Genomic DNA, 25,520 nt, shown 5'->3' on the forward strand with positions numbered 1-25,520 from the left:
TGGTGCCGACTACCGGAATCGAACTGGTGACCTACTGATTACAAGTCAGTTGCTCTACCTACTGAGCTAAGTCGGCACACTTTATTCTTTGTGCTTTTGTCCGTGTTATAACATTTCGTTAAGACACCAACAAATCAAATTGTGGTGCCCGGAGGCGGAATCGAACCACCGACACGAGGATTTTCAATCCTCTGCTCTACCGACTGAGCTATCCGGGCAACGGAGCGCTATTAAACGGATTTTCCCGCGTTGCGTCAACCACTTTTTTTAAATAATTTCAAAAAAGTGGTTGTTCGAACGCTTTTTATTCAACTGTCACTACAAAGTTTGCTTCGAGTTAAATTCCTTTTTGAAATTTGTAACTTTTTCTAGGTAGCGACGCGCTTCTGCGTTCGGGTGTTTCTTGGTTAACGCCCAATAAACTTGGTTGGGTTGCAATGAATTAAGATCTTGCATTGCGCGTTTGCGATCACTGCGATGAAATGTGTTTAAAACTCCTCCAGTACCGCCATTGTAAGCTGAAATCATGCTGTACTCGAGAGAGGTAGGGTGGCGGACTTCTCTTAAATAACGATTTTTTAAGATATAGAAATACGCAGTACCAGTATCTATGTTGTTTTCTGGATTAAACAAATATTCAGGGCTTGGTTGGCCCGAGCGCTTTTTCACGAGTTTGAACACATCTCGTCCCGCTGTTTTAGGTACAACTTGCATTAGGCCATATGCATTTGCCCAACTTACCGCGTATGGGTTGAAACTGCTCTCGGTTTTAATAATGGCGTATATCAAGTCTTCTGGAATGTCGTATTTCTTGGAAGCTCGACGCACGATATCGGCGTATTGGTAGCTGCGTGTTGAAAAGTGGTCTTCAACCATGGGAATTTCGACATAATACGCTTTCTTGAAATCTACATTTTTGGTTTTTATTTTATTTGCGATGAGGAATTCCGCAAATCGGTTTGCCCGCCAAGACCATTGAATTGGCTTATTGTCTTGGTCGACAACTTGTTTATACAGGAATGGTTGCCCCTCTAACCTGATACCTTTAGAGGAGAATAAGTCGACATGAGCGGGATCGTCTGGTGTTAATAAGGTGGTGACAATCGCGTCTTTTAGGTGTTTTTGGGGCTCGGTCGGTGATACGGTCTCTATCGTGATCATGCCTTTGCGAAAGTCGACCTCGGCGCGGCTAAGGTAGTTATCGATGTACTTAACGTAATTACTTTTGCCAGCGTACTTGATTTCTTTTTTACCCCAGCGCTTTTGAATATTGCCTGAAAAGCTATTGATTAAGGCATCTAGCGCCGCAGTATCTTTTTCAAATTGTCCTGGTAGCTCAGCTAAGTTATTGGCAAAACGGTTTGTTGGCTCGTAGTTGACGTCATAAATCTTTTCGACGAATTCACGGCTACAGCCTGCCATTAAAAGTGCGGCAGCAATAAAGACAATTTTTTTCATAAGTATCAGAGTTATTGAAGGTAATAGAAAAATGACACCACAAATGGTTGTGATGTCATTGTTTAACTCAAGCGACTTTATTCGCTCGGCGGTGTGTAACCTTCGATATGAACGTCTTTTCCTTCAAAGAGGAAATTTACCATTTCTGTTTCGATAAGTTTGCGGTGTTCTGGATCCATCATGTTGAGTTTCTTCTCGTTGATCAACATGGTTTGTTTGTGTTGCCACTGAGCCCACGCTTCTTTCGAGATGTTGTCGAAAATGCGTTTACCTAGTTCACCAGGGTAAAGTTGAAAGTCTAGACCTTCGCCTTCTTTCTTTAGTCGAGCACAAAATACAGTGCGGCTCATAATGACTCCTTGTATTCAATTAACGAAGTTCGTGGGGTAGCGTTTCCAGCAATAGTTTTACTGGCGCGGCTAAACCGACTTCTTCAGGTTTAGATAAGTTATACCAAAGACCTTTGTTGCCTTCCATTATCACGTCCGGTTGCTTTGATAAATCAATCAAAATTGGCGTGATATCTAGGTGGTAATGGCTGAATGTATGACGAAAGGTAATCAGTGTTTGCTTCTGTTTGATATTGCTGGCTTGAATGCCGCGTTGATCCAGTAGCAATTCAATGTCGCTTTCTGCATCCACATGTTCGGTTTGTGGGAAGCAGAATAAGCCACCCCAAATGCCTGTTTGTGGTCTTTGCTCCAACCACACCTCATGACCATTTTCGGTGTTGTGGTGAAGCATCACGAAACGAGTTTGCTTGATTGGTTTATCTTTCTTCGGTTTTTTGCCCGGGTAGTCGAGCACATTACCTTGTTGTTTTGCCACACACAGGTCAGCAACAGGGCAGAGGCTACATTTGGGTTTGCTGCGAGTGCAGACCATTGCGCCCATGTCCATCATTGCCTGGTTATACTTATCTACATCCGTTTGTGGGGTATGCGTTTCGGCAATTTCCCACAGCTGGTTTTCAACCTTTTTTTGTCCTGGCCATCCTGCAACTGCGAAACAGCGGGATAGGGTGCGCTTCACGTTACCATCAAGAATCGCGTGTGGTTGTTTATACACAGACGATAAAATGGCGGCAGCGGTAGAGCGACCAATCCCCGGTAGGGCGTTCATTTTCTCTATATCAAGAGGAAACTCACCATTGTATGTAGAGGCGACCTCTTGTGCTGCTTTGTGAAGGTTACGGGCTCGGGCGTAGTACCCTAAGCCAGTCCAAAGGTGTAGGACTTCATCTTGCTCAGCATTGGCAAGATCGATCACGGTTGGAAAGCGCTCCAAGAAACGTTGGTAATACGGAATAACCGTAGTGACCTGAGTTTGCTGAAGCATAATTTCAGACAACCAGACACTGTATGCGGTCTTATTTTGTTGCCACGGAAGATCTTTTCTTCCATATGCGTCATACCATTCTAGGATGGCACTGGCGAAAGGTGTCACGACTTGCTCTGTATTCTATTATTGGTTAGGTGCAAAATTGCACCACATAATGGGCAAGAAGTACAACGGATAAACAGTAGGGATATAAAGAGGTGTGTCGTTGCTTTTGGGTTGCCATAGACCAAGAGCTCAACAAATACTTGCACCTAAGTAAATTCTTTGGATAATCCCCGCTTTGATTAATCAATGTGCAGGCAAAATCAATGAGTGAAGTAACCACTAACGAATACAACGAAGACGGAAAGCTGATCCGCAAAATCCGCAGCTTTGTACGCCGTGAAGGGCGTTTGACTAAAGGTCAAGAGAGCGCGATGAATGAATGCTGGCCTACGATGGGTATTGACTTCAAAGCTGAACTTCTCGATTGGAAAGAGGTGTTTGGCAACGATAACCCAGTAGTGCTTGAGATCGGTTTTGGTATGGGTGCTTCATTGGTTGAAATGGCAAAGAACGCGCCAGAGAAAAACTTCATCGGTATCGAAGTTCATAGCCCAGGCGTTGGTGCTTGTCTTGCCGATGCTCGCGAAGCGGGAATTACTAACCTGCGTGTAATGTGTCACGATGCGGTAGAAGTATTCGAACACATGATCCCAAATGGCAGCTTATCGACACTGCAATTGTTCTTCCCAGACCCTTGGCATAAGAAGCGTCACCACAAGCGTCGTATTGTTCAATTAGGTTTTGCGGAAATGGTGCGTGAGAAGCTTATCCCTAATGAAGGTATTTTCCACATGGCGACCGACTGGGAAAACTACGCAGAGCACATGATTGAAGTGATGAACCAAGCGCCAGGTTTCGAAAACATTGCTAAAGATGGTGATTTCGTTCCTCGTCCAGACGATCGCCCGCTAACGAAGTTTGAAGCTCGTGGTCACCGTCTTGGTCACGGTGTTTGGGATATCAAATATAAGCGTATTGCGTAACCAGAGGAGTTCATGGGATGTACCATTACGCGATATTAGCGAATCCGGGTCATAACCGAATTTACTTTGATAGCGCAATGACCATTGCCTGTTCTGAGCTAAAAGCAATTTTAGCTTCACAAGGCGTGGATGTGACAGAAATTGGTAGTAAAGACGTTGGCTTACCTGCTGCGTTGGTGTTTTCTTGTCAGGAAGCGCTAACCGATGAGCAGTCGCGAAGAATCGCAGCCTCTTCGATTTACTATGCGCTATTTGAAGTGCGCGAAGATGGTTTACTTCGACCAGTTCAAGCGCCCGTATTTAACACTTTCCCGGAAAGCATGAGCCAGATTTTGCGCTACACCGGGAAAACAAACGAGCAGTTTACCCGTTTGATGGTGAATATTGGCATTAGTGCGTCCAATACGGGAAGTGAACAACTGACCTTAATGGATCCAATGTGTGGTAAAGGTACAACCTTATTTGAAGGCTTGATCCACGGTTTGAACGTGGTAGGGGTTGAGATCAACGCCAAGTGGGTGCAAGAGATCCAGACCTTTATTGTTAAGTTCATGAAGAATGGCCGCTTTAAGCACAAAGTGAGCAAAGAAAAGCGCACTGCGGGTGGCAAGAAAGTGGCGGATGGTTTCGTGGTAGAAGCTGCAGCAAATAAAGAAGATTACAACCAAGGCAATCTTCAGTTTATGAAGCTGTATTCGGCTGATACTCGTATCGCTGATCAAGTCGTGAAAAAGAACTCAGTTGATGTGATGGTGTCTGATCTGCCTTATGGCGTGCAGCACGGCAGCAAAAATGCCAAGGACAGCAAACTGAACCGCAGCCCACTAGAGCTTTTAAAAGAGGCTCTGCCTGCATGGAAAGTGGTATTGAAAAAGCAAGGTTCAGTGGTGTTGTCTTTCAATGAATTTACATTGAAATGGAAAGATGTCGCGGCATTATTTGAAGAGCAAGGTTGGAAGGTACTTTCAGAAGAGCCTTACATCGGTTATCTTCACCGTGTTGATCAATCTATCAACCGCAATATTATTGTGGCAGTAAAACCATAATCGACTTGAGTCGAACGAACCCTATGGAAAAGCCAACGACACGTTGGCTTTTTTTACCTCTGAGCTCAACGAGTTCTCTTGTAAATAGAAGGTAGAGAATGAAACCGACAGTGGAAATTTTGACAGATATTTTGGCGGAAGTACGCCCTTTAATCGGCCAAGGTAAGGTGGCTGATTACATTCCTGCTCTGGCAAAAGTACCCAGCAACAAGTTAGGTATTGCGGTATACACCAACGAAGGTGAGGTTATTAAGGCGGGTGATGCCGATGAACCTTTCTCTATCCAATCTATTTCAAAAGCATTGAGCTTGACGTTAGCGATGTGCTTGTACAAGCAAGAAGAAATTTGGTCTCGAGTGGGAAAAGAGCCTTCGGGGCAGGCATTTAATTCGCTAATCCAGCTAGAAATGGAGCAAGGTATTCCTCGTAATCCATTTATAAATGCTGGAGCGATAGTAGTGGCAGATTTGTTACAAACTCGCTTATCTGCACCTCGTCAGCGCCTGTTGGAATTTGTGCGTCAGCTTTCTGGTGATACCCATATTGTGTATGACAAAGTCGTTGCGGCATCCGAAATGATGCATGGTGATCGTAATGCGGCGATTGCATATCTCATGCGCTCGTTTGGCAACTTCGAAAATGAGGTGATTCCAGTACTACAAAACTACTTCCACGCTTGTGCGCTGAAGATGAGTTGCGTCGATTTGGCTAAAACGTTTAGCTATTTAGCAAACAAGGGCACATCGGTACAAACGGGTAAGCCTGTAGTTTCTCCTGTGCAAACCAAACAACTTAATGCACTGTTAGCAACGTGTGGCTTGTATGATGGCGCGGGCGAGTTTGCTTATCGCGTTGGTATGCCTGGTAAGTCTGGTGTTGGTGGTGGCATTATCGCGGTAGTACCTGGTGAAATGACCATTTCAGTATGGTCTCCAGAGCTTGATCCTTCAGGTAACTCGCTTGCGGGTACTAAGGCGCTTGAGCTGCTCTCAGAGCGAATTGGCCGTTCAATTTTCTAATGTTGGAAATGTGTCAACCTTATTTAGGACGGCACAGTTTCTAAATAAAAAGCCTCTCAATTGAGAGGCTTTTTTTGTTTTGGGGTTGCGTTACTCTTCGCTTTCTTCGGCCATAAAGGCTTCGAGCAAATCATTAAGGAAGAGCTTCCCTTTTTCAGTAATTTGCCAATGGGTAGCCGTTTCACTCAGGTAGCCCATTTCTATCGCCCAGTCGATGGTTTCTTGAATCGTACTAAGCGGTAAGCCCGTGGTGTCCACATAATCTTGCTTCGGACAGGCTTCGATTAAGCGGAATCGGTTCATAAAAAACTCGAATGGACGATCTTCATCCGCGACGACATGTTCTGTATGCAGATAAGGTTTGACCATATTTTGATAAGCCGCTAAATAGCCTCGCGGGTGTTTTACCTTTGTCGTTCGAATAATACGTCCGTCGGTAAAACTGAGTTTGCCATGAGAGCCACAACCGATACCAAGGTAATCACCAAAGCGCCAGTAGTTGAGGTTGTGCTGACACTGATAGCCCGGCTTGCTGTAACCGGAGATTTCATATTGCACATAACCCGCGGCTGCAAGTTTTTGGTGTCCGAGCTCGAAAATATCCCACAAGTCATCATCGTCAGGTAGCGTTGGTGGCTTGTAGTAGAACATGGTGTTTGGTTCGATGGTCAGCTGATACCAAGACAAGTGCGGCGGTGCCAACTCAATCGCTTTGTCCAAATCTGCCAAGGCTTGTTCGATGCTTTGATCAGGTAAGCCGTGCATGAGATCGAGGTTAAAGCTGTTCAAACCGATTTGGTGCGCCAGCTGAGCAGCGTTGACGGCTTCGTCTTGGCCGTGAATACGCCCCAAACGCTCAAGCTTTTGTTGCTCAAAGCTTTGCACGCCGATAGAGATACGCGTTACCCCGGCTTTACGGTAGCCAACAAAACGCTCTGCTTCGATGGTGCCTGGGTTCGCTTCCATGGTTATTTCGATTTCAGGCTTGAACGGAATACGCGCTTCAATGCCCTTAAGTAGACGCTCGATGCCTTCTGCCGAAATCAAACTCGGCGTACCACCACCAATGAAGATTGAATGCAGTGGACGTGGCGCTTCGTTAAGTCGGTATTTCTCAATGTCGGTATCCAAATCTTCTAAAAGGGCACTGATGTACTCTTCTTCTGGAATCTCGGTTTTGAGCGCGTGAGAGTTAAAGTCGCAATACGGGCACTTTTGCACACACCACGGGATGTGTACATACAAGCTGAGTGCTGGGGGCGTTAACATGGTCTAATTCGCTCGTGATTACTGAGACACTTGCTCAGACAGTTGAGCAAACAACGACTGGAGCGCTTTACCGCGGTGAGACAGTTGTTTCTTACGTGCAGGTTCAAGTTCGGCTGATGCACAGTTGTCTTCAGGAACAAAGAAGATTGGGTCGTAGCCAAAGCCATTTTCACCGTGTGCTTCAGTTAGAATTCGGCCTTCCCATTTACCGTGACAGACGATAGGCGTTGGGTCGTTCTCGTGACGCATGAGGACTAATACGCAGTGGAAACGTGCTGTACGCTCTGCTTCTGGTACGCCTTCCATTGCCGCTAGCAATTTTACTAGATTCTCTTGATCAGATGCGCTCTCGCCTGCGTAACGTGCAGAGTAAATGCCCGGAGCGCCTTTTAAGAAATCGACTTCTAATCCAGAGTCGTCTGCAATGGCAGGAAGCCCTGTTTCTTGTGCGGCATGGCGAGCTTTAATGATTGCGTTTTCAATGAAAGTTGTACCCGTTTCAGCTACTTCCGATACATTGAATTCACTTTGCGCTAATACTTCAAAGCCGAAGTCAGACAACAAATCTGCCATTTCACGAACTTTGCCTTGGTTACCAGTTGCTAGCACAATTTTTTTCATGGGAATCTCTTTTAATAGTGATAGAGGAGAACAAATCGTTCTCCTCTAGATATTCTTTAACTAATAAGTGGTTTTTAGCCTGCTTAGATCCAAAAGCTTTTGGAACATCACAACCCAATTACTCTTCAACATAAAACTTCTGGGTGAATTTAAGCTTACCTGAGCCTTTGTTTCCAGCTTTTACGTCAATATCGAAAGTAAAAGTTTCTTCGTGGGTAATTGGCAGTTCGGCTAAATAGTATATCGCATTGCCTTCTTTGACTTCACGAAAGGTCAAGGTCTGAGTTTGGCCGATAAGGTTCTTCGCGCGTCCAGCAATTTTTGCTTCTAATGCTGGCTTACCCAATGAAGCTCTATCTAACACGCTAATATTAACCACAGCGAGGTATCCATTACGTTTGATATCGTAGCTACGTGCGACTTTGGGTGTTAGGAATGTTGAGTTAAACGCGACATAGTGTACTTCGATATCTTTCATATTTTTAAACTGATCGGCGAAGCTTGGTAACGACAACAGGCTAATCAGTAATGCGGTAATCCATTTGCTCATTGTTACTTCCTCAAAGCACTTGTTATAAAACAACCATAGCTGCAATTTTACCTTGGTCAGGGGGTAAAAAATGCGTACTCAGTCGTTGGTATTAGTAAGTGTGGTACAAAATCGTAAATAAAAAGCCATCATAAGATGGCTTTAATTTCTGTCGGTATCTGGGTAGGCGATTCTATCCGAATTTGTTTGTGCCGTCCTAATTCACCTTTTTCTATGTGAACCAAGCCCTTAGCGATTTTAAACTGCTTGGCTAAGAACTTAGTTAGGTGTGCATTAGCTTTGCCATCGACAGGTGGAGCAGTAATGGCGATTTTTAGCTCTTCACCATGCAAGCCAACGATTTTATCGCGGCTAGCTTTAGGTTGAATATAGAGCTTCAGGATGATGTCCTCACCATCTTGCCAAACTGCAGCTGACATTATAGCTGGAACCAAATTGGACCAATGATATCGCCCATTAAGAAGTTCGCGAACTGCAAGCCGATAAATAACACCAGTACGCTTAAATCAAGACCACCAATAGCCGGAAGAATACGACGGATTGGAGCGCACATTGGCTCGGTCAGTTGATGGAATACGTACTCGATAGGGCTGCGGCCTTGGCTTACCCAGCTCAAAATTGCACGGATCAATAGTACCCAGAACAATAGGCCACCAGCGGCTTTGATTAATGATAGTAAGCCCAAGAATAAGAAGTCAGCGCTGAAAGAGACGGAACCGTTCGAAGCTATTAGGATAAGCACGACAAATTTAAGCACACACAACACGTAGGCAAACAACACGGTTGCTAGGTCAATATTCCCCACGGAAGGGATAACGCGGCGCAGTGGACCAATGACCGGCTGAGTCGCTTTTACTATAAATTGCGAGAATGGGTTGTAGAAGTCTGCGCGCGCAGCTTGCAACCAAATTCGCAAAATTACGACCATGATGTACAGGTCAAATAGGGTTGAGATGAGAAAACTCATTGAATTCATAAGGTACCCTTAACAAGTGATGGATGATACTAAACGGAGTTCATCCAAATAATTAAAACAGTTTTTCCATTTCTTCCGCGCGAGCCACAGCAGCTTGCATGGCTTTAGCGACAATATCTGAAAGTTGATGTTCGTTGAATGTACGCAGTGCTTCTGCCGTTGTCCCACCTTTCGATGTCACGTTCTCACGCAGGGTCGATAGCTCAGTTTCTGGGTTGCTAACCACCATACTGGCCGCGCCCAATGCAGCTTGTTGAACCAATAGTCGAGCAGTCTCTTTATCAAAGCCTTGCGCAATCGCTTCTGCTTGCATCGCTTCCATAAACAGGAAGAAGTATGCTGGAGCACTGCCCGCTGCGGCAATCACATTATTGATGCCAGACTCTTGCTCAACCCAACATACTTTACCGACCGCTTCCATTAACTCTGCGGCAAAAGCTTTGTCGTGCTCGGTTACATGAGTTGGTGCGAATAACCCACTCATACCCAACCCAAGTTGTGATGGCGTATTTGGCATAACACGAACCAAGTTCAATTTGGTGGCTAGCATATCATCCAATCGTGAACAGTTGATGCCTGCGGCAATAGAAATCACCAGTTTATTAGTGAAATCGATCGATTGCAGTGGTTTACAGACATCAGCCATCATTTGCGGTTTTACAGACAATACCACCACATCCGCCTCGGTCGCAGCTTGGATGTTATCGCTGGTGGTACGGATGCCAAAATCTTGTTCTAGCAGAAGGCGGCGAGCCTCTGAAGGAGCCGTCGCGGTAATGTTTTGCGCTGGGTATCCGTTAGCAACCAAGCCTGAAACAATGGCTCTCACCATGTTGCCAGCACCAATGAAGGCGATTTTTTTATGTTCCATTTGTCTGATTTCCATCATGATATTTAGAATTTGTTGTGCGCCCAGGTGTATAATGGCGCCGCTGTTACTTACTGCTCCTATTGGCGAGTAAGATGATTGCGCATTTACGCTCTAACGATTGACGACATAACTTATGTCGCGAGTGAGCGTTTTGTTGATTTAGCTGTAGTCTCGTGCGCCGAAAATAGCGGTTCCAATACGAACCATTGTACTACCAGCTTCGATTGCAGCGGTCATATCACCACTCATTCCCATTGATAATGTATCGATTTCTGGGAACTGTGCTTTGAGTGTTTGCTTCAACGTAGCCAACTTCTGAAATTCACGGAGTTGTGATTCGTAGTCAGACACGTTGGCAGGAATCGACATCAACCCTCTTAAAGTGAGGTTGGGTAGGCGAGAAATCAACTCCGCCAGCTCGAATACTTCCGCTTCAGTGACACCAGACTTAGATGCCTCACCACTGGTGTTAACCTGAATCAGAACTTGTAGCGGTTTAAGTTCGCTTGGACGCTGATCATTCAGGCGTTGAGCAATCTTGGTTCGATCGATGGTGTGAACCCAATCGAAATGTTCGGCAACAAGTCGCGATTTATTCGACTGAATCGGGCCAATGAAGTGCCATTCGATTCGATTATCTGGATAATGCTCGGCAAAGTGCTGAACTTTACTGACGCCCTCTTGAACGTAGTTTTCACCAAAGGCGGTTTGTCCCGCTTGGTAGGCTTCGAGAATTGCCTCGACAGGTTTAGTTTTGCTTACCGCTAGAAGTTGCACTGACTCTGGAGTTCGACCACATTTTTGCTCGTCATATCGAATTTGAGAGGTGATATGTTCAATATTTTGTTGAATACTACTCATAGCTGTACTTTAGACTTAAGGATTTTAAATGGATATCACTGAGTTACTGGATTTTAGTGTAAAACATAATGCCTCGGATCTACATCTTTCTGCAGGTGTCCCACCAATGGTTCGTATTGATGGGGATGTGAGAAAACTAGGCATTCCAGCGTTTACACACCAAGAAGTGCATCGTTTGGTTTTCGAAATCATGAACGATGCCCAACGCAGTGAGTTCGAAGAAAAACTCGAAGTCGATTTCTCTTTTGAGTTGCATAACGTTGGCCGATTCCGTGTCAACGCTTTCAACCAATCTCGCGGTTGTGCGGCAGTATTCCGTACCATTCCAAGTAGCATTCCAACTCTGGAAGAGCTAGAAGCGCCAGAGATCTTCAAAAAAATTGCGAACGCTGAAAAAGGCTTAGTTCTGGTCACTGGCCCAACAGGTTCAGGTAAATCGACGACCTTAGCAGCCATTGTTGACTACATTAACCGTAATCACAACAAGCACGTACTCACAATTGAAGATCCGATTGAATTTGTTCACAACAACAATAAATGTTTGATCAACCAGCGTGAAGTTCACCGTGACACCCATAGTTTCCAAAATGCTTTGCGTAGTGCATTGCGCGAAGACCCAGACGTTATTCTGGTTGGTGAGATGCGTGACAAAGAAACCATCAGCCTTGCCTTAACGGCGGCAGAAACGGGTCACTTAGTTTTCGGGACGTTGCACACCAGCTCGGCGGCAAAAACCATTAACCGTATTATCGATGTGTTTCCTGGTAGTGATAAAGATATGGTCCGCTCGATGCTATCTGAGTCCCTTCGTTCGGTTATCGCGCAAAAGCTTCTGAAGCGTAATGGTGGTGGCCGTATTGCATGCCATGAAATTATGATGGCAACGCCTGCGATTCGTAACTTGATCCGCGAAGACAAAGTCGCGCAGATGTATTCGATTATTCAAACAGGTGCGGCTCACGGCATGCAAACCATGGAGCAAAATGCTCGTCAGTTAATGGCGCAAGGCATGGTTGCTCGTGAAGAGGTCGATAGTAAGATCGGATTAGAAGTGCAGCAATTCTCGTAACGTTCATACAGATAATGGTGAATACGGAAGATGGATCTAGATAAATTTCTCGAAGGCATGTTGGCGCTGAAAGCGTCGGATCTTTACATCACGGTTGGAGCGCCAATTCTATTTCGTGTGGATGGCGAATTGCGTCCGCAAGGGGAAAAACTCACCGAGAGTGATGTGGCTGCATTACTCGACAGCGCTATGGAACCAGATCGGCGTCAGGAATTTCGTAAAAGTCGCGAGTCGAATTTTGCCATTGTGAGAGATTGTGGTCGCTTCCGTGTGAGTGCCTTTTTTCAACGCGAGTTACCAGGCGCAGTGATTCGTCGTATTGAAACTAATATTCCTACTTTTGAGCAGTTAAAGTTACCGTTAGTGTTGCAAGATTTGGCGATAGCTAAGCGTGGTTTGGTGCTGGTGGTCGGTGCTACTGGTTCGGGTAAATCGACCACTATGGCGGCGATGACAGGCTATCGAAACAGCAATAAAACCGGGCACATTTTGACGGTCGAAGATCCGATCGAGTTCGTGCATGAACACAAGCGCTGTATCGTGACTCAACGTGAAGTTGGGTTAGATACGGAAAGCTATGAAGTTGCGCTTAAAAACTCGCTGCGCCAAGCACCAGATATGATTTTGATTGGTGAGATCCGTAGCCGTGAAACAATGGAATACGCGATGACCTTCGCCGAAACGGGTCACCTGTGTATGGCAACGTTGCACGCCAACAATGCAAACCAAGCTTTAGAGCGCATTCTTCACTTGGTACCGAAAGATCAAAAAGAACAATTCTTGTTCGACTTGTCGATGAATCTGAAAGGCGTGGTTGGTCAGCAGCTGATCCGAGATAAAAATGGGCAGGGACGTCATGGTGTATTTGAGATCTTGCTAAATAGCCCACGTGTGTCGGATTTGATTCGTCGCGGAGATTTACATGAGTTGAAGTCAACCATGGCTCGCTCAAATGAGTTTGGTATGCTGACGTTCGATCAATCTCTTTATAAGTTAGTGATGCAAGGTAAGATCAGCGAAGAGGATGCACTACATAGCGCCGACTCGGCGAATGATCTGCGCTTGATGTTGAAAACGCAGCGTGGTGAAGCATTCTCTACGGGCAGTTTGGCGAACGTTAAGATCGATATGGATTAATCCAATCCAGAAACAAAAAAGGTTGGCAGGAGCCAACCTTTTTTCATTGTGCTTGAAGTGTTTACTCACCCCAAAGGGCTTCAAACCAGCTTTCTAGAATCACCACTGCTGACTGGCAGTCAACATTACCTTTCGATAGGGCTTTGTAGCCGCCCATGCTGAACAACTCCGCACGAGCTTCTGCAGTAGATAAACGCTCATCATGCAGTTCAACAGGCAATCCGTATCGGCCTTGCAGACGCTTAGCAAATTTTCGTGCACGAGGGGTTATGGTCTCAAGGTCTTTACCATGCAGATCGGTCGGTAAACCGACCACTAGCAAATCTGGTTGCCACTCTTTGATTTGCTTTTCGATATCGTCCCAGTTTGGAATACCGTCATTGGCTTTAAAGGCTTTTAATGGGGAAGCTGTACCAGTAATTTCTTGGCCAATAGCGCTACCAATGCTTTTGGTTCCAAAGTCAAAAGCCATAATTGTGCGTGACATAAGGTGTCTCTATCTAATGTAACTGTATATTTGGACTAAGCATGTCCAGAGTCTGCTGAAAGGTGACTTGGGTCGATGCCCAGCTTTTCGACCGCTTTCTTCCAACGCTCGTTGATTGGTGTATTAAAGATAATTTCAGGCGTCGCTTCAATGGTGAGCCAAGAGTTTTCGACCAGCTCACTTTCTAATTGGCCTGCACTCCAACCGGAGTAGCCAAGTGCCACTAAGTAATCACTTGGTTCTGCTTCTGTTCCTAACACCGACAGAATATCACGCGAAGTGGTTACCGCGAGGTCATCAGTCATTTGGACGCTGGACTCGTAGTAATCTTTGGGTTTATGCAAAATAAAACCACGATCTTCCGAGATTGGGCCGCCATTGTAGACTGGTCTATCTAGACTGGCTTCAAATAGGCGCGGGTGTACTGGCTGAACTTCCACCTGCTTGAGCATGTTGCCGACGGTGATATCAACAGGAGCATTGATCATCAGCCCCATAGCGCCGTCTTCGTTGTGCTCACAAACGTAGATCACGCTGTTTTGAAAGTACGGATCTTTCATCCCAGGCATGGCAACCAAAAAGTGATTTGTGAGATTCATACTCATATTGACCCTTAACTCTCGTAAATGCCCTTAAGCAAACATCATACAATTTACATCTAGGTATGTGCATGAGTTTGCTTAAGTTAATGTACTACGCTCTCTATTAACTGTAATACAGTTTGAGTTATTCGCCTTTTACTCGACGCTCAATCGCATCCATCAGCTTGCCTGTGATTGAGATATCAAAAGCTGCTTCAATTTCGCGAATACAGGTTGGGCTGGTGACGTTGATTTCTGTTAGCTTGTCGCCAATTACGTCAAGGCCAACAAAGATAAGGCCTTTTTCTTTCAGTGTCGGAGCAACGGTTTGCGCAATTTTGAGGTCGGTTTCGCTTAGCGGACGAGCTTCACCAGTACCACCAGCGGCTAGGTTGCCGCGCGTTTCGCCTTTAGCAGGAATGCGTGCTAGACAGTAAGGCATAGGTTCGCCATCTACCACTAGGATACGTTTGTCACCGTTGCTGATGTCTGGCACGAAGGTTTGTGCCATTGCGTAGTTTTGACCGTGGTTAGTCAATGTCTCGATGATCACAGAGACGTTTGGATCGTTTTCTTTCACACGGAAGATGGACGCGCCACCCATACCATCAAGCGGTTTCAGGATGACATCACCATGTTTTTCACGAAATTCTTTAATTTTCTCTGCTTTTCGCGTCACGATAGTTGTAGGTGTCAGCTCTGGGAACCATGCTGTAAACAGCTTTTCGTTACAATCACGTAAGCTTTGAGGCTTGTTAACGATCAGTGCACCTTGTTCTTCTGCACGCTCAAGGATGTAAGTCGCGTAGATGTATTCAGTATCAAACGGAGGATCTTTACGCATTAGCACCGCGTCTAGCTCAGACAGTTCGATAGTTTGCTCTGATTTGAACTCGTACCAACCGTTTGGATCTTCTTTTAGTTCCACCACTTTAGTATCTGCAATGGCAACGCCTTGATCGAGATGCAGATCATTCATTTCCATGTAGTGGATTTCATAGCCGCGTCGTTGCGCTTCAAGCATCATGGCAAAGCTAGAGTCTTTTTTGATGTTAATGGACGAGATTGGGTCCATTACGATACCGAGTTTGATCATTATTTTTCTCCGTTTAACCAAGATCGCCGAAACGAACTTGTAAGGCTGTAATTGCTGTCAGAGCCGCTGTTTCGGTGCGCAGAACGCGAGGGCCGAGTAGCGTTTCTTCAAATTGGTATTCTCGAGTCATCTCGATCTCTTCAGACGATAAACCGCCTTCAGGACCGATCAGTAGGCGCACTTTTTCAACCGGGGTTGGCAAAGTGTTGATTGAGTATTTAGCACGAGGGTGAAGGTTAAGCTTTAAACCATCGTACTCTTCTTGACACCACTCTTCCAAGCTCATAATTGGACGAATTTCGGGCACGACATTACGCCCACATTGCTCACAGGCACTGATGGCGATTTTCTGCCATTGCGCGAGTTTTTTCTCAAAACGCTTTTGGTCAAGCTTGACGCCACAACGTTCAGAAATCAGAGGAGTGATGGTATTGACGCCAAGTTCAACAGACTTTTGGATGGTGAACTCCATCTTATCGCCACGTGAAATGACTTGACCAAGGTGCAGATCTAAAGGGGATTCAATACTGCTTTCTACACGCTCGGTGATGTTAACCAAAACTGATTTCTTGCTGACTTCACTGATAACCGCTGGGAACTCTGCGCCACTGCCGTCAAAAAGTAGAACGTCTTGGCCTTCTTTCATGCGCAAAACACGACCGATATGGCCTGCTGCGTCGTCACTTAAAGCAAGTGAGCCAAGTTGATGAATAGTTTCTGGATGATAAATTCGAGGGGTACGCATGAGATTTCCAGCAAGAGAATAAACTTAAACCCTAACATGGATGCTTTGCACCGAAAAAACAAGGGGCAAGAAGCGTTTCAATATCAGTAATTGAAACGCTTCGAGGTCGGAGGTTACAGTGCGCGGCAGGCTTCTTGAACAAATGGGTTGTGATTGCCCTGTACTTTTGCAATGCGCTCGTCACGCTCACATTCCCATTTATCGGCAGGATAGGTTTTGTTCCAAGCACTCATTAATTGCGTTTGCTGCTTCGACAGTTTGAAACCGTACTCTTTGCTCATGTATAGATAGGTACGAGCAATTGAGCCACGCGCACGGTCTGGTGGCATGACTTTACGCTGCTTAAAGTTCACTTGCATCTCACAGCGACCATAACTCACGCCATCCATACCGTTCCATTGGCTGAAGTTGTAGTTCGAACGGTCACCGTTTACTTCACCAATAGCAGGAGTTAGGTTGTGCAAGTCTGCTTCCATCAAACGAAAAGTTTTGTCTTTTTTCTTACAGTTTTTACGTCCGCCATCTTGCCAGCATTGACGCTGGTGGCCAAATTGCCACGCAGGAACCACATGCTCCCATTCGATTCGTGCAGCCCGTTTTTCTTGTTTACGGACTTGGTAACCGCAAGAGGCTAAATCGGGTGAGCCTTTCTTGCCTTGCCATTGAATGTTACAGCCACAGTAGAAGCTTGTTGGGTGGTCTTGATAAATTTTGACCGCCTCACGTTTGGCTGCAGAGAATGAGCTCGGTGGCGCGGCAATCGCAGTGCTAGAAAGCGCGATAAGCAACAGAGAGAATAAGTATTTCATGATAAAAGTCTTTATAAAGTATGACTTTATTCATGATAACACGCATAAAATAGCTTTAGTGATGAGTAAGTTAACAATAGTTGGCGAAGGGAAGGTTTTGATCAACTCGATCTTTATTTTGGGAACGCAAGTAACACTATGAGGTAAGGGCTACGATAATTGAATGCCGGTGAAGTTAAGTGGTTGGCGGCATTTTTGACAAGAGTACGTCGCCTCTTTGCGCAGCACTTTATTATGACGGCGAATCGATAGAGGGTAAGTCATACAACCACAACGATACTCAAAGGTTTTACCTTGAACGGATTTTACTTCAAAGCTGTGAGTGGTTTTGGCTGGTACGTTAAATACGGCTTCCATGACGCCTTTCCATTCTTTGCCGTGAGGCCTAACTCGCCCGTAAACCTGATAAGTAATCAGGTGTGCTACTTCATGAGGAATGACTTCATCTAAGAATGCTTGGGTGTTTTCGCGAAATAAAACAGGGTTTAGGCGTACTTGATTTAATTGAAGGTAGGCTTTTCCTGCCGCTTTCCCACGGACGTCGAAGGTGATTGTTGGAATCGGGAAAGAACGTTTGAAAGCTTGTTCTGCCATCGCGATACAGCCCGCCATCACTTGCTTGGCTTTATAGCTGAGTTCTATATCCACAATTCACCTCGATAAATCAAATAAAAAAACCCCCGCATTTGCGAGGGCCAGATCATAGCATCAGTTAATTATGGTGTGTGTTTTTTCTTGATGGTGGCATGGTAAGCGTGCCATGTACCGTAGCCTAGAATTGGCATGGTAAACAACATTCCGATCCCGTAGGTCGCAAAGCCGATAAGAATACCGCCACAGATGATCGCTGCCCAAACAATCATTGCTGGAATGTTGGATTTCACGGCATTAAAGCTGGTAAACACAGCGGTCATCATGTCTACGCGACGCTCCATCATGAGCGGAATAGAAAAGGCTGAAATGCTAAACACCACACAAGCCAAAACAAAGCCAACTAAAGAGCCGATGACAAGGAAGGGTAGGAACTCACTTAAAGGTGCCCCTTGAACAGAAGGGTAGAGCGCATGAAGTAGAGCGGCAATGCGCATCCAAAATATCATACACACTGCGAGTAACACGGCGAACGCCCATTGAGATGTTGAGTTACGACCGATCGCTTTCATTGAATGGAACAAGCTTGCTTTATGTCCGCGCTCTCTCTCCCAACTGGCATCATACAAACCAAGCGCGAGAAACGGACCGATTAACATGTAAACAATCAAACTGGGCATGACGACCAAGTGTGTGCCTTGCCACTGTACGAGCAAAACAATGCCTATGGCTGCTGCCATAAAACAGATGCCATAGAAAGCACTAATAAGCGGCATTCGCACGAAATCATGCAGACCTAATGCGAGCCAATGAAAAGGTGCAGAAAGATTAACCGTATTGCACGGTATGGTTCTGGCGTATTCGTTGTCTGGCACTTCCTTTCGCTTGTTGTGGAAGTCCGATGGATTAACAGTTCGAGGCATAACTCCTCCTTGATTTATTCCCACATTATCCGCTTATACCAACTGACAGCGGTTTTTGTTCAGTCAAACTTGAAGCGACTTTTTCAAGTTTACATCTGAGCATTGGCTTAGTTTGGTATCGGCCATAAAGATGCCTGACTCATGTCTTTACTTAAGTGTTGCTTCCACAGTCGCCAGCATCCGACGTCTCTATTTAAATTGGAATTAACAATATTTTAACTATTGGCGGAGATGGGATAATTTACAAATAATTGCTTAAAATTTATTCGGTATAAAAATGAGGGAGAAACAGGACTGCTTTGTGGGGCAGGGCGGTATGAGCCGAAATGACTAGATAAAAGTTGCTGAAAATAAAAAGCCCCCACCATAGGCGAGGGCTTGATTGATTCTTGCTTAGCTTGATTATTTGATGCCAGCGAAATCGCGTAGAAGTGCAGCTTTGTCTGTCGCTTCCCACGGGAATTCTTCACGACCGAAGTGACCGTATGCCGCTGTCTTCTTGTAGATAGGTTGAAGAAGGTTAAGCATTTCTTGTAGACCGTATGGACGTAGGTCGAAGAATTGACGAACCGCTTCAATGATGATGTCGTGAGGTACTTTCTCAGTACCGAACGTTTCCACCATGATAGACGTTGGATCAGCAACACCGATTGCGTAAGAAAGTTGGATCTCACAACGGTCAGCCATGCCTGCCGCTACGATGTTTTTCGCTACGTAGCGTGCTGCGTATGCTGCACTACGGTCAACTTTTGATGGATCTTTACCAGAAAACGCACCGCCACCGTGACGAGCTGCGCCGCCGTAGGTATCTACGATGATCTTACGACCAGTTAGGCCACAGTCACCCATAGGACCACCGATTACGAAGCGACCGGTTGGGTTAATGAAGAAGTTTGTTTCTTTGTTGATCCACTCAGAAGGTAGCACTGGCTTAATGATCTCTTCCATTACCGCTTCACGCAGGTCTGAAGTTGAGATTGAATCACAGTGTTGAGTTGAAAGAACAACCGCGTCGATACCAACGATGTTACCTTGATCGTATTGGAATGTTACCTGAGATTTTGCATCAGGACGCAACCAAGGTAGTGTGCCGTTTTTACGAACTTCTGCTTGCTTTTGAACAAGACGGTGAGAGTAAGTAATTGGCGCTGGCATTAGTACTTCAGTTTCGTTACAAGCGTAACCAAACATGATGCCTTGGTCGCCTGCACCTTGTTCTTTAGGGTCAGCTTTATCAACACCTTGGTTGATATCTGGCGACTGTTTACCGATTGTGTTTAGTACCGCACAAGAATCTGCGTCAAAGCCCATATCTGAATGTACGTAGCCGATTTCACGAACGGTTTCACGAGTTAACTCTTCGATGTCTACCCATGCTGAAGTCGTGATTTCACCACCCACCATTACCATACCGGTTTTAACGTAAGTCTCACATGCAACACGAGCCTTTGGATCTTGCTCTAGAATCGCGTCAAGAACCGCATCAGAAATCTGGTCTGCAATTTTATCTGGATGACCTTCTGATACTGACTCAGAAGTAAACAGGTGCTTAGCCATGTTAGCTCCACTATATCTGGTTTAAAACTGGGGAATGATAAACTCTCCAGCGCAAATTAATACTAATTTTTGTAGGTGTATCTACATCTAGACGTCTATTCTAAATTTGATTGCTCGAATTACAAGCTCTTTTTTGGTTTTTGTTATAACCAAACGTTTGCCTGATTTATTGATAATTTTAAGAACTTCGAACGATTTGGCGCGAAAGGTGCAATATTTGTGAGGTTTTGGATTGGAAAACGTTTGCACACCCAACAGGGCTTTGAGAGAATTATGACCTACTTTTCGTTTCGCTTAATGTACTCAGGAGCAGACATGTCGTCTCGTAAACATCTTGCCAATGCAATTCGTGCTCTAAGCATGGATGGTGTTCAACAAGCTAACTCAGGCCACCCAGGCGCACCAATGGGTATGGCTGATATCGCTGAAGTTCTTTGGCGCTCTCATCTAAACCATAACCCTTCAAACCCAGAGTGGGCCGACCGCGATCGCTTTGTGCTGTCAAACGGTCATGGGTCAATGCTTATTTACTCTCTACTGCACTTAAGCGGTTACGAGCTATCTATTGACGATCTGAAAAACTTCCGTCAATTGCACTCAAAAACCCCAGGTCACCCAGAGTACGGCTACGCGCCTGGTATCGAGACAACAACGGGTCCTCTAGGTCAAGGCATCACTAACGCTGTTGGTATGGCGATCGCAGAGAAAGCACTAGCGGCACAGTTCAACAAAGAAGGTCACGATATCGTTGACCACTTTACGTATGTGTTCATGGGTGACGGCTGTCTAATGGAAGGCATTTCGCATGAAGCATGCTCTCTTGCAGGTACTCTTGGTCTAGGCAAGCTGATTGCATTCTGGGATGACAACGGCATCTCTATCGACGGTCACGTTGAAGGTTGGTTCTCTGACGATACACCTAAGCGTTTTGAAGCGTACGGCTGGCATGTAATCCCAGCAGTCGATGGTCACGACTCAGACGCGATCAACGCAGCAATTGAAGCAGCAAAAGCGGACCCACGTCCTACGCTTATCTGTACCAAAACAATTATCGGTTTCGGTTCTCCTAACAAGTCTGGTTCGCACGACTGTCACGGTGCACCACTAGGTCACGATGAAATCCAAGCGGCTCGCGAATACCTAGGTTGGGAGTACGGCCCATTTGAGATCCCGGCAGATGTTTACGCTGAGTGGGATGCAAAAGAAGCGGGCGCCGCGAAAGAAGCAGCTTGGAATGAAAAATTCGAAGCATACGCTGCAGCTTACCCTGCTGAAGCGGCAGAGCTTAAACGTCGTCTAAACGGCGAACTTCCTGCACAGTGGGAAGAAAAAGCGAACCAAATCATTGCTGATCTTCAAGCAAACCCAGCGAACATTGCATCACGTAAAGCATCGCAAAATGCACTAGAAGCGTTTGGTCAAATGCTTCCTGAGTTTATGGGTGGTTCTGCTGACCTAGCGCCTTCTAACCTGACCATGTGGTCTGGTTCTAAGTCTCTAGAAACGGAGGACTTTTCTGGCAACTACATCCACTACGGTGTGCGTGAATTCGGTATGACCGCTATCATCAACGGTATCGCATTGCACGGTGGTTTCGTTCCTTACGGCGCAACATTCCTAATGTTCATGGAATACGCTCGTAACGCAATGCGTATGGCTGCGCTGATGAAAATTCAGAACATCCAAGTTTACACGCATGATTCGATCGGTCTTGGCGAAGATGGCCCAACTCACCAACCTGTTGAGCAAATGGCGTCTCTACGTGTAACTCCAAACATGAGCACATGGCGCCCATGTGACCAAGTTGAGTCTGCAGTTGCATGGAAACTAGCGATTGAACGTAAAGATGCACCAACTGCACTTATCTTCTCTCGTCAAAACCTAGCGCAACAAGAGCGTACTGCTGAACAAGTCGCAGACATCGCGAAAGGTGCTTACATCCTGAAAGATAGCGAAGGTAAGCCTGAGCTAATCCTTATCGCAACAGGTTCTGAGGTTGAGCTTGCAGTGAAAGCCGCTGAGCAACTAACTTCAGAAGGCAAGAAAGTACGCGTTGTTTCAATGCCATCAACAGATGCATTCGATAAACAAGACGCTGCTTACCGTGAATCTGTACTGCCATCAGACGTAACGGCACGTATCGCTATTGAAGCGGGCATTGCGGATTTCTGGTACAAGTACGTAGGCTTCGACGGTCGCATCATCGGTATGACAACATTCGGTGAATCAGCACCTGCTGGTCAGCTATTCGAGATGTTTGGCTTCACGACTGAAAACGTAGTGAACACAGCTAAAGAATTGCTAGCGTAATTGCAGGACCATCTAAACAGTCGAACGTAAACGACAACTGTTAGATGCTAAAGTTAGAAAGGCCATCATTATGATGGCCTTTTTATTTTTGTCAGGTTTTCCAACCTTGTGGAATGCTTTGGTGAATGCAGTCTAAAAGTACGGATAAGCGCAGTGGTGGTCGTCCTGCTGGTGTATAGCAGTTAATGGAAATAGGCTCAGAAACCCAACCTTCTAAGCATGGTGTGATTCGCCCTGGGTGATGTTTCTCATAGCCGCATGCTGTCCAAGTCGGCAGCAGTCCAATACCATGACCATTCGCGATACTGTCTATTTGCATTGCTATGTTGTCGCTGTATAAGCGACTAACAAAGGGTTCTAAAAAGAACTCACCGTGTTGAGGGTGTGCTAGCATCAATCCATTTTCTTGCACTGAACCAAAATCGATCCATGGATGTGCTTCAAGTTCTTTGGGGTGCGGTATAGGCCCATGTTGTTTTAGATAATTTGGAGAGGCAAAAGGCGTATAGCGAAATACCCCCAGCACTTCTTTTCGCCAGTCTAGCTCTTTACGTTCACCGAGCCAGATGAACAAATCTGGGTCATGATGCGCCTCAGAAAAGTCACTGGTAAGTTGAACTCTAACATCGGGATTATCAGCAAGAAAACGATTGAGTACGCCGCCGAGCCAGCTTCTAACTAAGGCAGTATGACAAACAATATGCAGTGGCCCTGAAACTTGGTTCGTTAAACCTTGCAGTGCATCATAACTCTCTTCGCTTAACTCAAGAATCTGGCGGCTGTAGTGGGCAAAGATTTCTCCAGCTCTTGTCAGAACTAATCGATTACCTTGTCTGGCGGTTAGAGCCTGACCGAAGTCTTCTTCTAATTGTGCCAAGCGACGACTTAGCGTTGATTTTGGCTGATTAAGGGCTTTAGCAGCGGCTGTCAAACTTTTATGCTGATTGAGCGCATCAAAGGCTCTAATTGATGCTAAGTCGTGCATATTTCTTTTACTCCTTACTGCGTTATGTACGAGTTCCATAAATGGAAAGAACCGTTCCATAACTCTCACTATGCATCTCATTCTATTTGTGAATAATTCACTTTCGAAAATAATAATCATTATCAATTATGGAGATGTAGATGTCTACTCTTAGACTGCCAGTTATTACCGCAACTGGTATTTTAGCCTTCGTCAGTGTCCCTCATGTTTTTGCCAATGATGCAGTTTCTAAAATGGAAACAGTGGTTGTAACTGCATCAAGTTATGAGCAATCTCAAGCGGACGCGCCTGCAAGTATTAGTGTGATTTCACGTGAGGAGTTGGACTCCCGTTATTACCGCGATGTGACTGATGCACTAAAAAGTGTGCCAGGTGTTGTCGTGACAGGTGGTGGTGATACCACCGACATTAGTATCCGTGGTATGGGTTCTAAATACACTTTGATACTGGTCGATGGTAAACGTCAAAGTACGCGTGAAACTCGTCCAAATAGTGACGGCCCTGGTATCGAACAAGGTTGGTTACCTCCTCTTCAAGCGATTGAGCGAATCGAAGTTATTCGTGGCCCAATGTCGACGCTTTACGGTTCTGATGCGATTGGTGGTGTGATTAACGTCATCACACGAAAAGATGCGCTAGAGTGGACGGGTAATGTTCAACTGGGCACGGTACTACAAGAGAATAGTCGCTCAGGGGGAGAGCAGAGCGCGAACTTTTTCGTTAATGGTCCGTTGGCTGAAAATTTATCTCTCCAAGTATATGGTCAGTACACAACCAGAGAAGAAGATGACATCGAATACGGTTATGAAGATAAAGATATGCAGAGTATCTCTTCAAAACTGACTTACCAGATTAATGATCGCCACTCGGTGCAATTAGAGGGCGGCACGTCTGCACAAAGTCGTCGTGGCAATGTGGGCCTTTCAGTGCCGACTACTGGGTGTCGTGGTGGGTGTGAAGACTCACTGAATGAATATCGTCGTAATTACGTAACGGTAAGCTACAACGGTGATTGGGATTCGATTGGCATTTCAGATACTTACTTACAGCGAGAAGAGAGCGAGAACAAATCTCGTGAGATGACGATAACCAACACCACGTTCAAATCGAGCTTGGTGACTGGTATTGGAAACCATACGTTGACGACGGGTGTGGACGCTACTCATGCAGAGCTTGAGGATTTCACCTCCAACAAAGCGTCGTCGAAGACTGAAACATCGAATACGCAGTGGGCTGTTTTCATTGAAGATGAATGGAGAATCGCTGATCCGTTTAGCGTTACGCTTGGTGGTCGCCTAGATCATGACGAAAACTATGGCGCGCACTTTAGTCCGCGTGTTTACGGTGTATGGCGAGTTGATCCGTCTTGGACGGTGAAAGGCGGTGTGGCAACAGGTTTCCGTTCTCCACAATTACGTGAAATTACTCCTGGCTGGGCGCAAGTCAGTGGTGGCGGTAATATCTACGGTAACCCAGATCTTGACCCTGAAACGTCGCTAAACAAAGAAATCAGCGTCTTGTATCAAGGTGATTCTGGCTTAGATGTCTCTTTGACTGCGTTCCATAACGAATTCAAAGACAAGATCACACGTGTTGTTTGTCCAGACACTATCTGTACTGATGGCCCAAACCAATGGGGCGCAGATCCAACGTACCGTATTAACGTGGATGAAGCCGTCACACAAGGTATTGAAGCGACCTTAGCATCGCCGTTAACGGAAACCATTTACCTTAGCTCGAGCTACACATTTACCGACTCAGAGCAAAAAACAGGTGAATACAAAGGCATGCCGCTGCAGCAGTTACCAAAGCATCTGTTTAATGTGGATGTGACTTGGCAAACGACAACAGATCTAGAGAGCTGGGCGAAAGTCACGTACCGAGGTAAAGAAATGGATCCGGTTACTGGCCCATCAAGAAACAGTATTGTAGAACCAGCTTATACCTTTGTGGACGCCGGTGTGACATACCAGTTAACCGACAATACTCGTATTAAAGGCGCTATCTATAACTTGCTAGACGAGGAAATCAGTTACGAAGAATACGGATATATTGAAGATGGTCGTCGCTACTGGTTAGGTTTAGACGTCGCATTTTAATTATCTATCGTTGTAATAAGGTCGAGCATAGTCTCGACCTTTTTTAATCCTGCTTTACTGTGATTCAACAGGTGCGTTTGTCAGCCTGATC

At 45.6% G+C, this 25,520-nt stretch carries 26 protein-coding genes and 2 tRNA genes; 7 read left to right on the forward strand and 21 right to left on the reverse strand.

The features are described 5' to 3' along the window. The 5 genes from R7Q47_RS18820 to mutY all read right to left on the reverse strand — a co-directional run bounded on the left by R7Q47_RS18820 (position 1) and on the right by mutY (position 2,904). Positions 1–76 (reverse strand) — tRNA-Thr (locus R7Q47_RS18820). Between the two features lie 66 nt (positions 77–142). Continuing rightward, positions 143–218 (reverse strand) — tRNA-Phe (locus R7Q47_RS18825). 100 nt (positions 219–318) lie between these two features. Then, the gene (gene mltC / locus R7Q47_RS18830) at positions 319–1,458 is read right to left on the reverse strand and encodes a membrane-bound lytic murein transglycosylase MltC (RefSeq protein WP_248487005.1); all 1,140 of its coding nucleotides are present in this window, start codon (positions 1,456–1,458) and stop codon (positions 319–321) included. 77 nt (positions 1,459–1,535) lie between these two features. Then, a complete protein-coding gene (locus R7Q47_RS18835; RefSeq protein WP_005381002.1) occupies positions 1,536–1,808 on the reverse strand; it encodes an oxidative damage protection protein in 273 nt (90 codons plus the stop codon). 19 nt (positions 1,809–1,827) lie between these two features. Continuing rightward, positions 1,828–2,904, reverse strand: a complete 1,077-nt coding sequence (gene mutY, locus R7Q47_RS18840; RefSeq protein WP_017635575.1) for an A/G-specific adenine glycosylase — start codon at positions 2,902–2,904, stop codon at positions 1,828–1,830. A 203-nt stretch (positions 2,905–3,107) separates the two neighbouring features. Between mutY and trmB the strand changes: the two genes are divergently transcribed. The 3 genes from trmB to glsB all read left to right on the forward strand — a co-directional run bounded on the left by trmB (position 3,108) and on the right by glsB (position 5,892). Further along, positions 3,108–3,827, forward strand: a complete 720-nt coding sequence (gene trmB, locus R7Q47_RS18845; protein ID WP_005384506.1) for a tRNA (guanosine(46)-N7)-methyltransferase TrmB — start codon at positions 3,108–3,110, stop codon at positions 3,825–3,827. 17 nt (positions 3,828–3,844) lie between these two features. Further along, positions 3,845–4,873, forward strand: coding sequence for a TRM11 family SAM-dependent methyltransferase (locus R7Q47_RS18850; protein ID WP_154205021.1), 1,029 nt, complete (start codon positions 3,845–3,847; stop codon positions 4,871–4,873). A 98-nt stretch (positions 4,874–4,971) separates the two neighbouring features. Continuing rightward, positions 4,972–5,892 (forward strand): glutaminase B, encoded by a 921-nt coding sequence (gene glsB, locus R7Q47_RS18855; protein WP_005381007.1) that lies wholly within the window; start codon positions 4,972–4,974, stop codon positions 5,890–5,892. Between the two features lie 90 nt (positions 5,893–5,982). Here the strand turns inward: glsB and hemW are convergent, their stop codons facing one another. From hemW to R7Q47_RS18890, 7 genes are all read right to left on the reverse strand, one after another. Then, on the reverse strand, positions 5,983–7,161 hold the full coding sequence (gene hemW, locus R7Q47_RS18860; protein ID WP_042521300.1) for a radical SAM family heme chaperone HemW: 1,179 nt from the start codon (positions 7,159–7,161) through the stop codon (positions 5,983–5,985). An 18-nt stretch (positions 7,162–7,179) separates the two neighbouring features. Beyond that, positions 7,180–7,782: an XTP/dITP diphosphatase gene (locus R7Q47_RS18865; protein WP_213963126.1), complete on the reverse strand. Its 603-nt coding sequence runs from the start codon at positions 7,780–7,782 to the stop codon at positions 7,180–7,182. Positions 7,783–7,900: 118 nt separating this feature from the next. Next, on the reverse strand, positions 7,901–8,332 hold the full coding sequence (locus tag R7Q47_RS18870; RefSeq protein ID WP_005381010.1) for a DUF4426 domain-containing protein: 432 nt from the start codon (positions 8,330–8,332) through the stop codon (positions 7,901–7,903). 128 nt (positions 8,333–8,460) lie between these two features. Then, positions 8,461–8,751, reverse strand: a complete 291-nt coding sequence (gene yggU, locus R7Q47_RS18875) for a DUF167 family protein YggU (protein ID WP_005393980.1) — start codon at positions 8,749–8,751, stop codon at positions 8,461–8,463. Next, a complete protein-coding gene (locus tag R7Q47_RS18880) occupies positions 8,751–9,308 on the reverse strand; it encodes a YggT family protein (protein ID WP_005381012.1) in 558 nt (185 codons plus the stop codon). The genes yggU and R7Q47_RS18880 overlap by 1 nt, the downstream gene beginning before the upstream one ends. A gap of 52 nt (positions 9,309–9,360) precedes the next feature. Next, on the reverse strand, positions 9,361–10,179 hold the full coding sequence (gene proC, locus R7Q47_RS18885; protein WP_005381013.1) for a pyrroline-5-carboxylate reductase: 819 nt from the start codon (positions 10,177–10,179) through the stop codon (positions 9,361–9,363). A gap of 159 nt (positions 10,180–10,338) precedes the next feature. Continuing rightward, entirely contained in the window at positions 10,339–11,040 is a 702-nt protein-coding gene (locus tag R7Q47_RS18890) for a YggS family pyridoxal phosphate-dependent enzyme (RefSeq protein WP_154205023.1), read from the reverse strand. A gap of 28 nt (positions 11,041–11,068) precedes the next feature. Here R7Q47_RS18890 and R7Q47_RS18895 point away from each other — a divergent pair, with 28 nt between their 5' ends. Together R7Q47_RS18895 and R7Q47_RS18900 are read left to right on the forward strand one after the other, a co-directional pair. Further along, positions 11,069–12,109 carry a type IV pilus twitching motility protein PilT gene (locus R7Q47_RS18895; protein WP_248487003.1) on the forward strand — a complete coding sequence of 347 codons (1,041 nt, stop codon included), beginning with the start codon at positions 11,069–11,071 and terminating at the stop codon, positions 12,107–12,109. Between the two features lie 30 nt (positions 12,110–12,139). Then, entirely contained in the window at positions 12,140–13,246 is a 1,107-nt protein-coding gene (locus R7Q47_RS18900; RefSeq protein WP_005381016.1) for a PilT/PilU family type 4a pilus ATPase, read from the forward strand. 61 nt (positions 13,247–13,307) lie between these two features. On the opposite strand, the gene ruvX is transcribed toward R7Q47_RS18900, so the two are convergent. The 8 genes from ruvX to metK form a co-directional block, all read right to left on the reverse strand. Continuing rightward, on the reverse strand, positions 13,308–13,733 hold the full coding sequence (ruvX, locus tag R7Q47_RS18905) for a Holliday junction resolvase RuvX (RefSeq protein WP_005381017.1): 426 nt from the start codon (positions 13,731–13,733) through the stop codon (positions 13,308–13,310). 35 nt (positions 13,734–13,768) lie between these two features. Next, positions 13,769–14,332: a YqgE/AlgH family protein gene (locus R7Q47_RS18910; protein ID WP_005381020.1), complete on the reverse strand. Its 564-nt coding sequence runs from the start codon at positions 14,330–14,332 to the stop codon at positions 13,769–13,771. 127 nt (positions 14,333–14,459) lie between these two features. Further along, the gene (gene gshB / locus R7Q47_RS18915) at positions 14,460–15,410 is read right to left on the reverse strand and encodes a glutathione synthase (RefSeq protein ID WP_005381021.1); all 951 of its coding nucleotides are present in this window, start codon (positions 15,408–15,410) and stop codon (positions 14,460–14,462) included. 13 nt (positions 15,411–15,423) lie between these two features. After that, positions 15,424–16,155, reverse strand: a complete 732-nt coding sequence (rsmE, locus tag R7Q47_RS18920; RefSeq protein ID WP_154205024.1) for a 16S rRNA (uracil(1498)-N(3))-methyltransferase — start codon at positions 16,153–16,155, stop codon at positions 15,424–15,426. Between the two features lie 113 nt (positions 16,156–16,268). After that, a complete protein-coding gene (gene endA, locus R7Q47_RS18925) occupies positions 16,269–16,964 on the reverse strand; it encodes a deoxyribonuclease I (RefSeq protein WP_213963128.1) in 696 nt (231 codons plus the stop codon). A 150-nt stretch (positions 16,965–17,114) separates the two neighbouring features. Continuing rightward, the gene (locus R7Q47_RS18930; protein WP_005381025.1) at positions 17,115–17,612 is read right to left on the reverse strand and encodes a SprT family zinc-dependent metalloprotease; all 498 of its coding nucleotides are present in this window, start codon (positions 17,610–17,612) and stop codon (positions 17,115–17,117) included. Between the two features lie 68 nt (positions 17,613–17,680). Continuing rightward, entirely contained in the window at positions 17,681–18,478 is a 798-nt protein-coding gene (locus R7Q47_RS18935; protein WP_005381026.1) for a DUF2189 domain-containing protein, read from the reverse strand. Between the two features lie 402 nt (positions 18,479–18,880). Further along, entirely contained in the window at positions 18,881–20,035 is a 1,155-nt protein-coding gene (gene metK, locus R7Q47_RS18940) for a methionine adenosyltransferase (RefSeq protein ID WP_005384541.1), read from the reverse strand. A gap of 315 nt (positions 20,036–20,350) precedes the next feature. Between metK and tkt the strand changes: the two genes are divergently transcribed. Next, on the forward strand, positions 20,351–22,345 hold the full coding sequence (tkt, locus tag R7Q47_RS18945; protein ID WP_005381028.1) for a transketolase: 1,995 nt from the start codon (positions 20,351–20,353) through the stop codon (positions 22,343–22,345). A gap of 91 nt (positions 22,346–22,436) precedes the next feature. On the opposite strand, the gene R7Q47_RS18950 is transcribed toward tkt, so the two are convergent. Next, on the reverse strand, positions 22,437–23,330 hold the full coding sequence (locus R7Q47_RS18950; protein ID WP_065274859.1) for a LysR family transcriptional regulator: 894 nt from the start codon (positions 23,328–23,330) through the stop codon (positions 22,437–22,439). A 140-nt stretch (positions 23,331–23,470) separates the two neighbouring features. On the opposite strand from R7Q47_RS18950, the gene R7Q47_RS18955 reads away from it, so the two are divergent. Next, positions 23,471–25,429, forward strand: coding sequence for a ligand-gated channel protein (locus R7Q47_RS18955; RefSeq protein WP_248486999.1), 1,959 nt, complete (start codon positions 23,471–23,473; stop codon positions 25,427–25,429). Positions 25,430–25,520: the final 91 nt, after the last annotated feature.

The sequence above is a fragment of the Vibrio sp. Vb0349 genome (assembly GCF_033338975.1).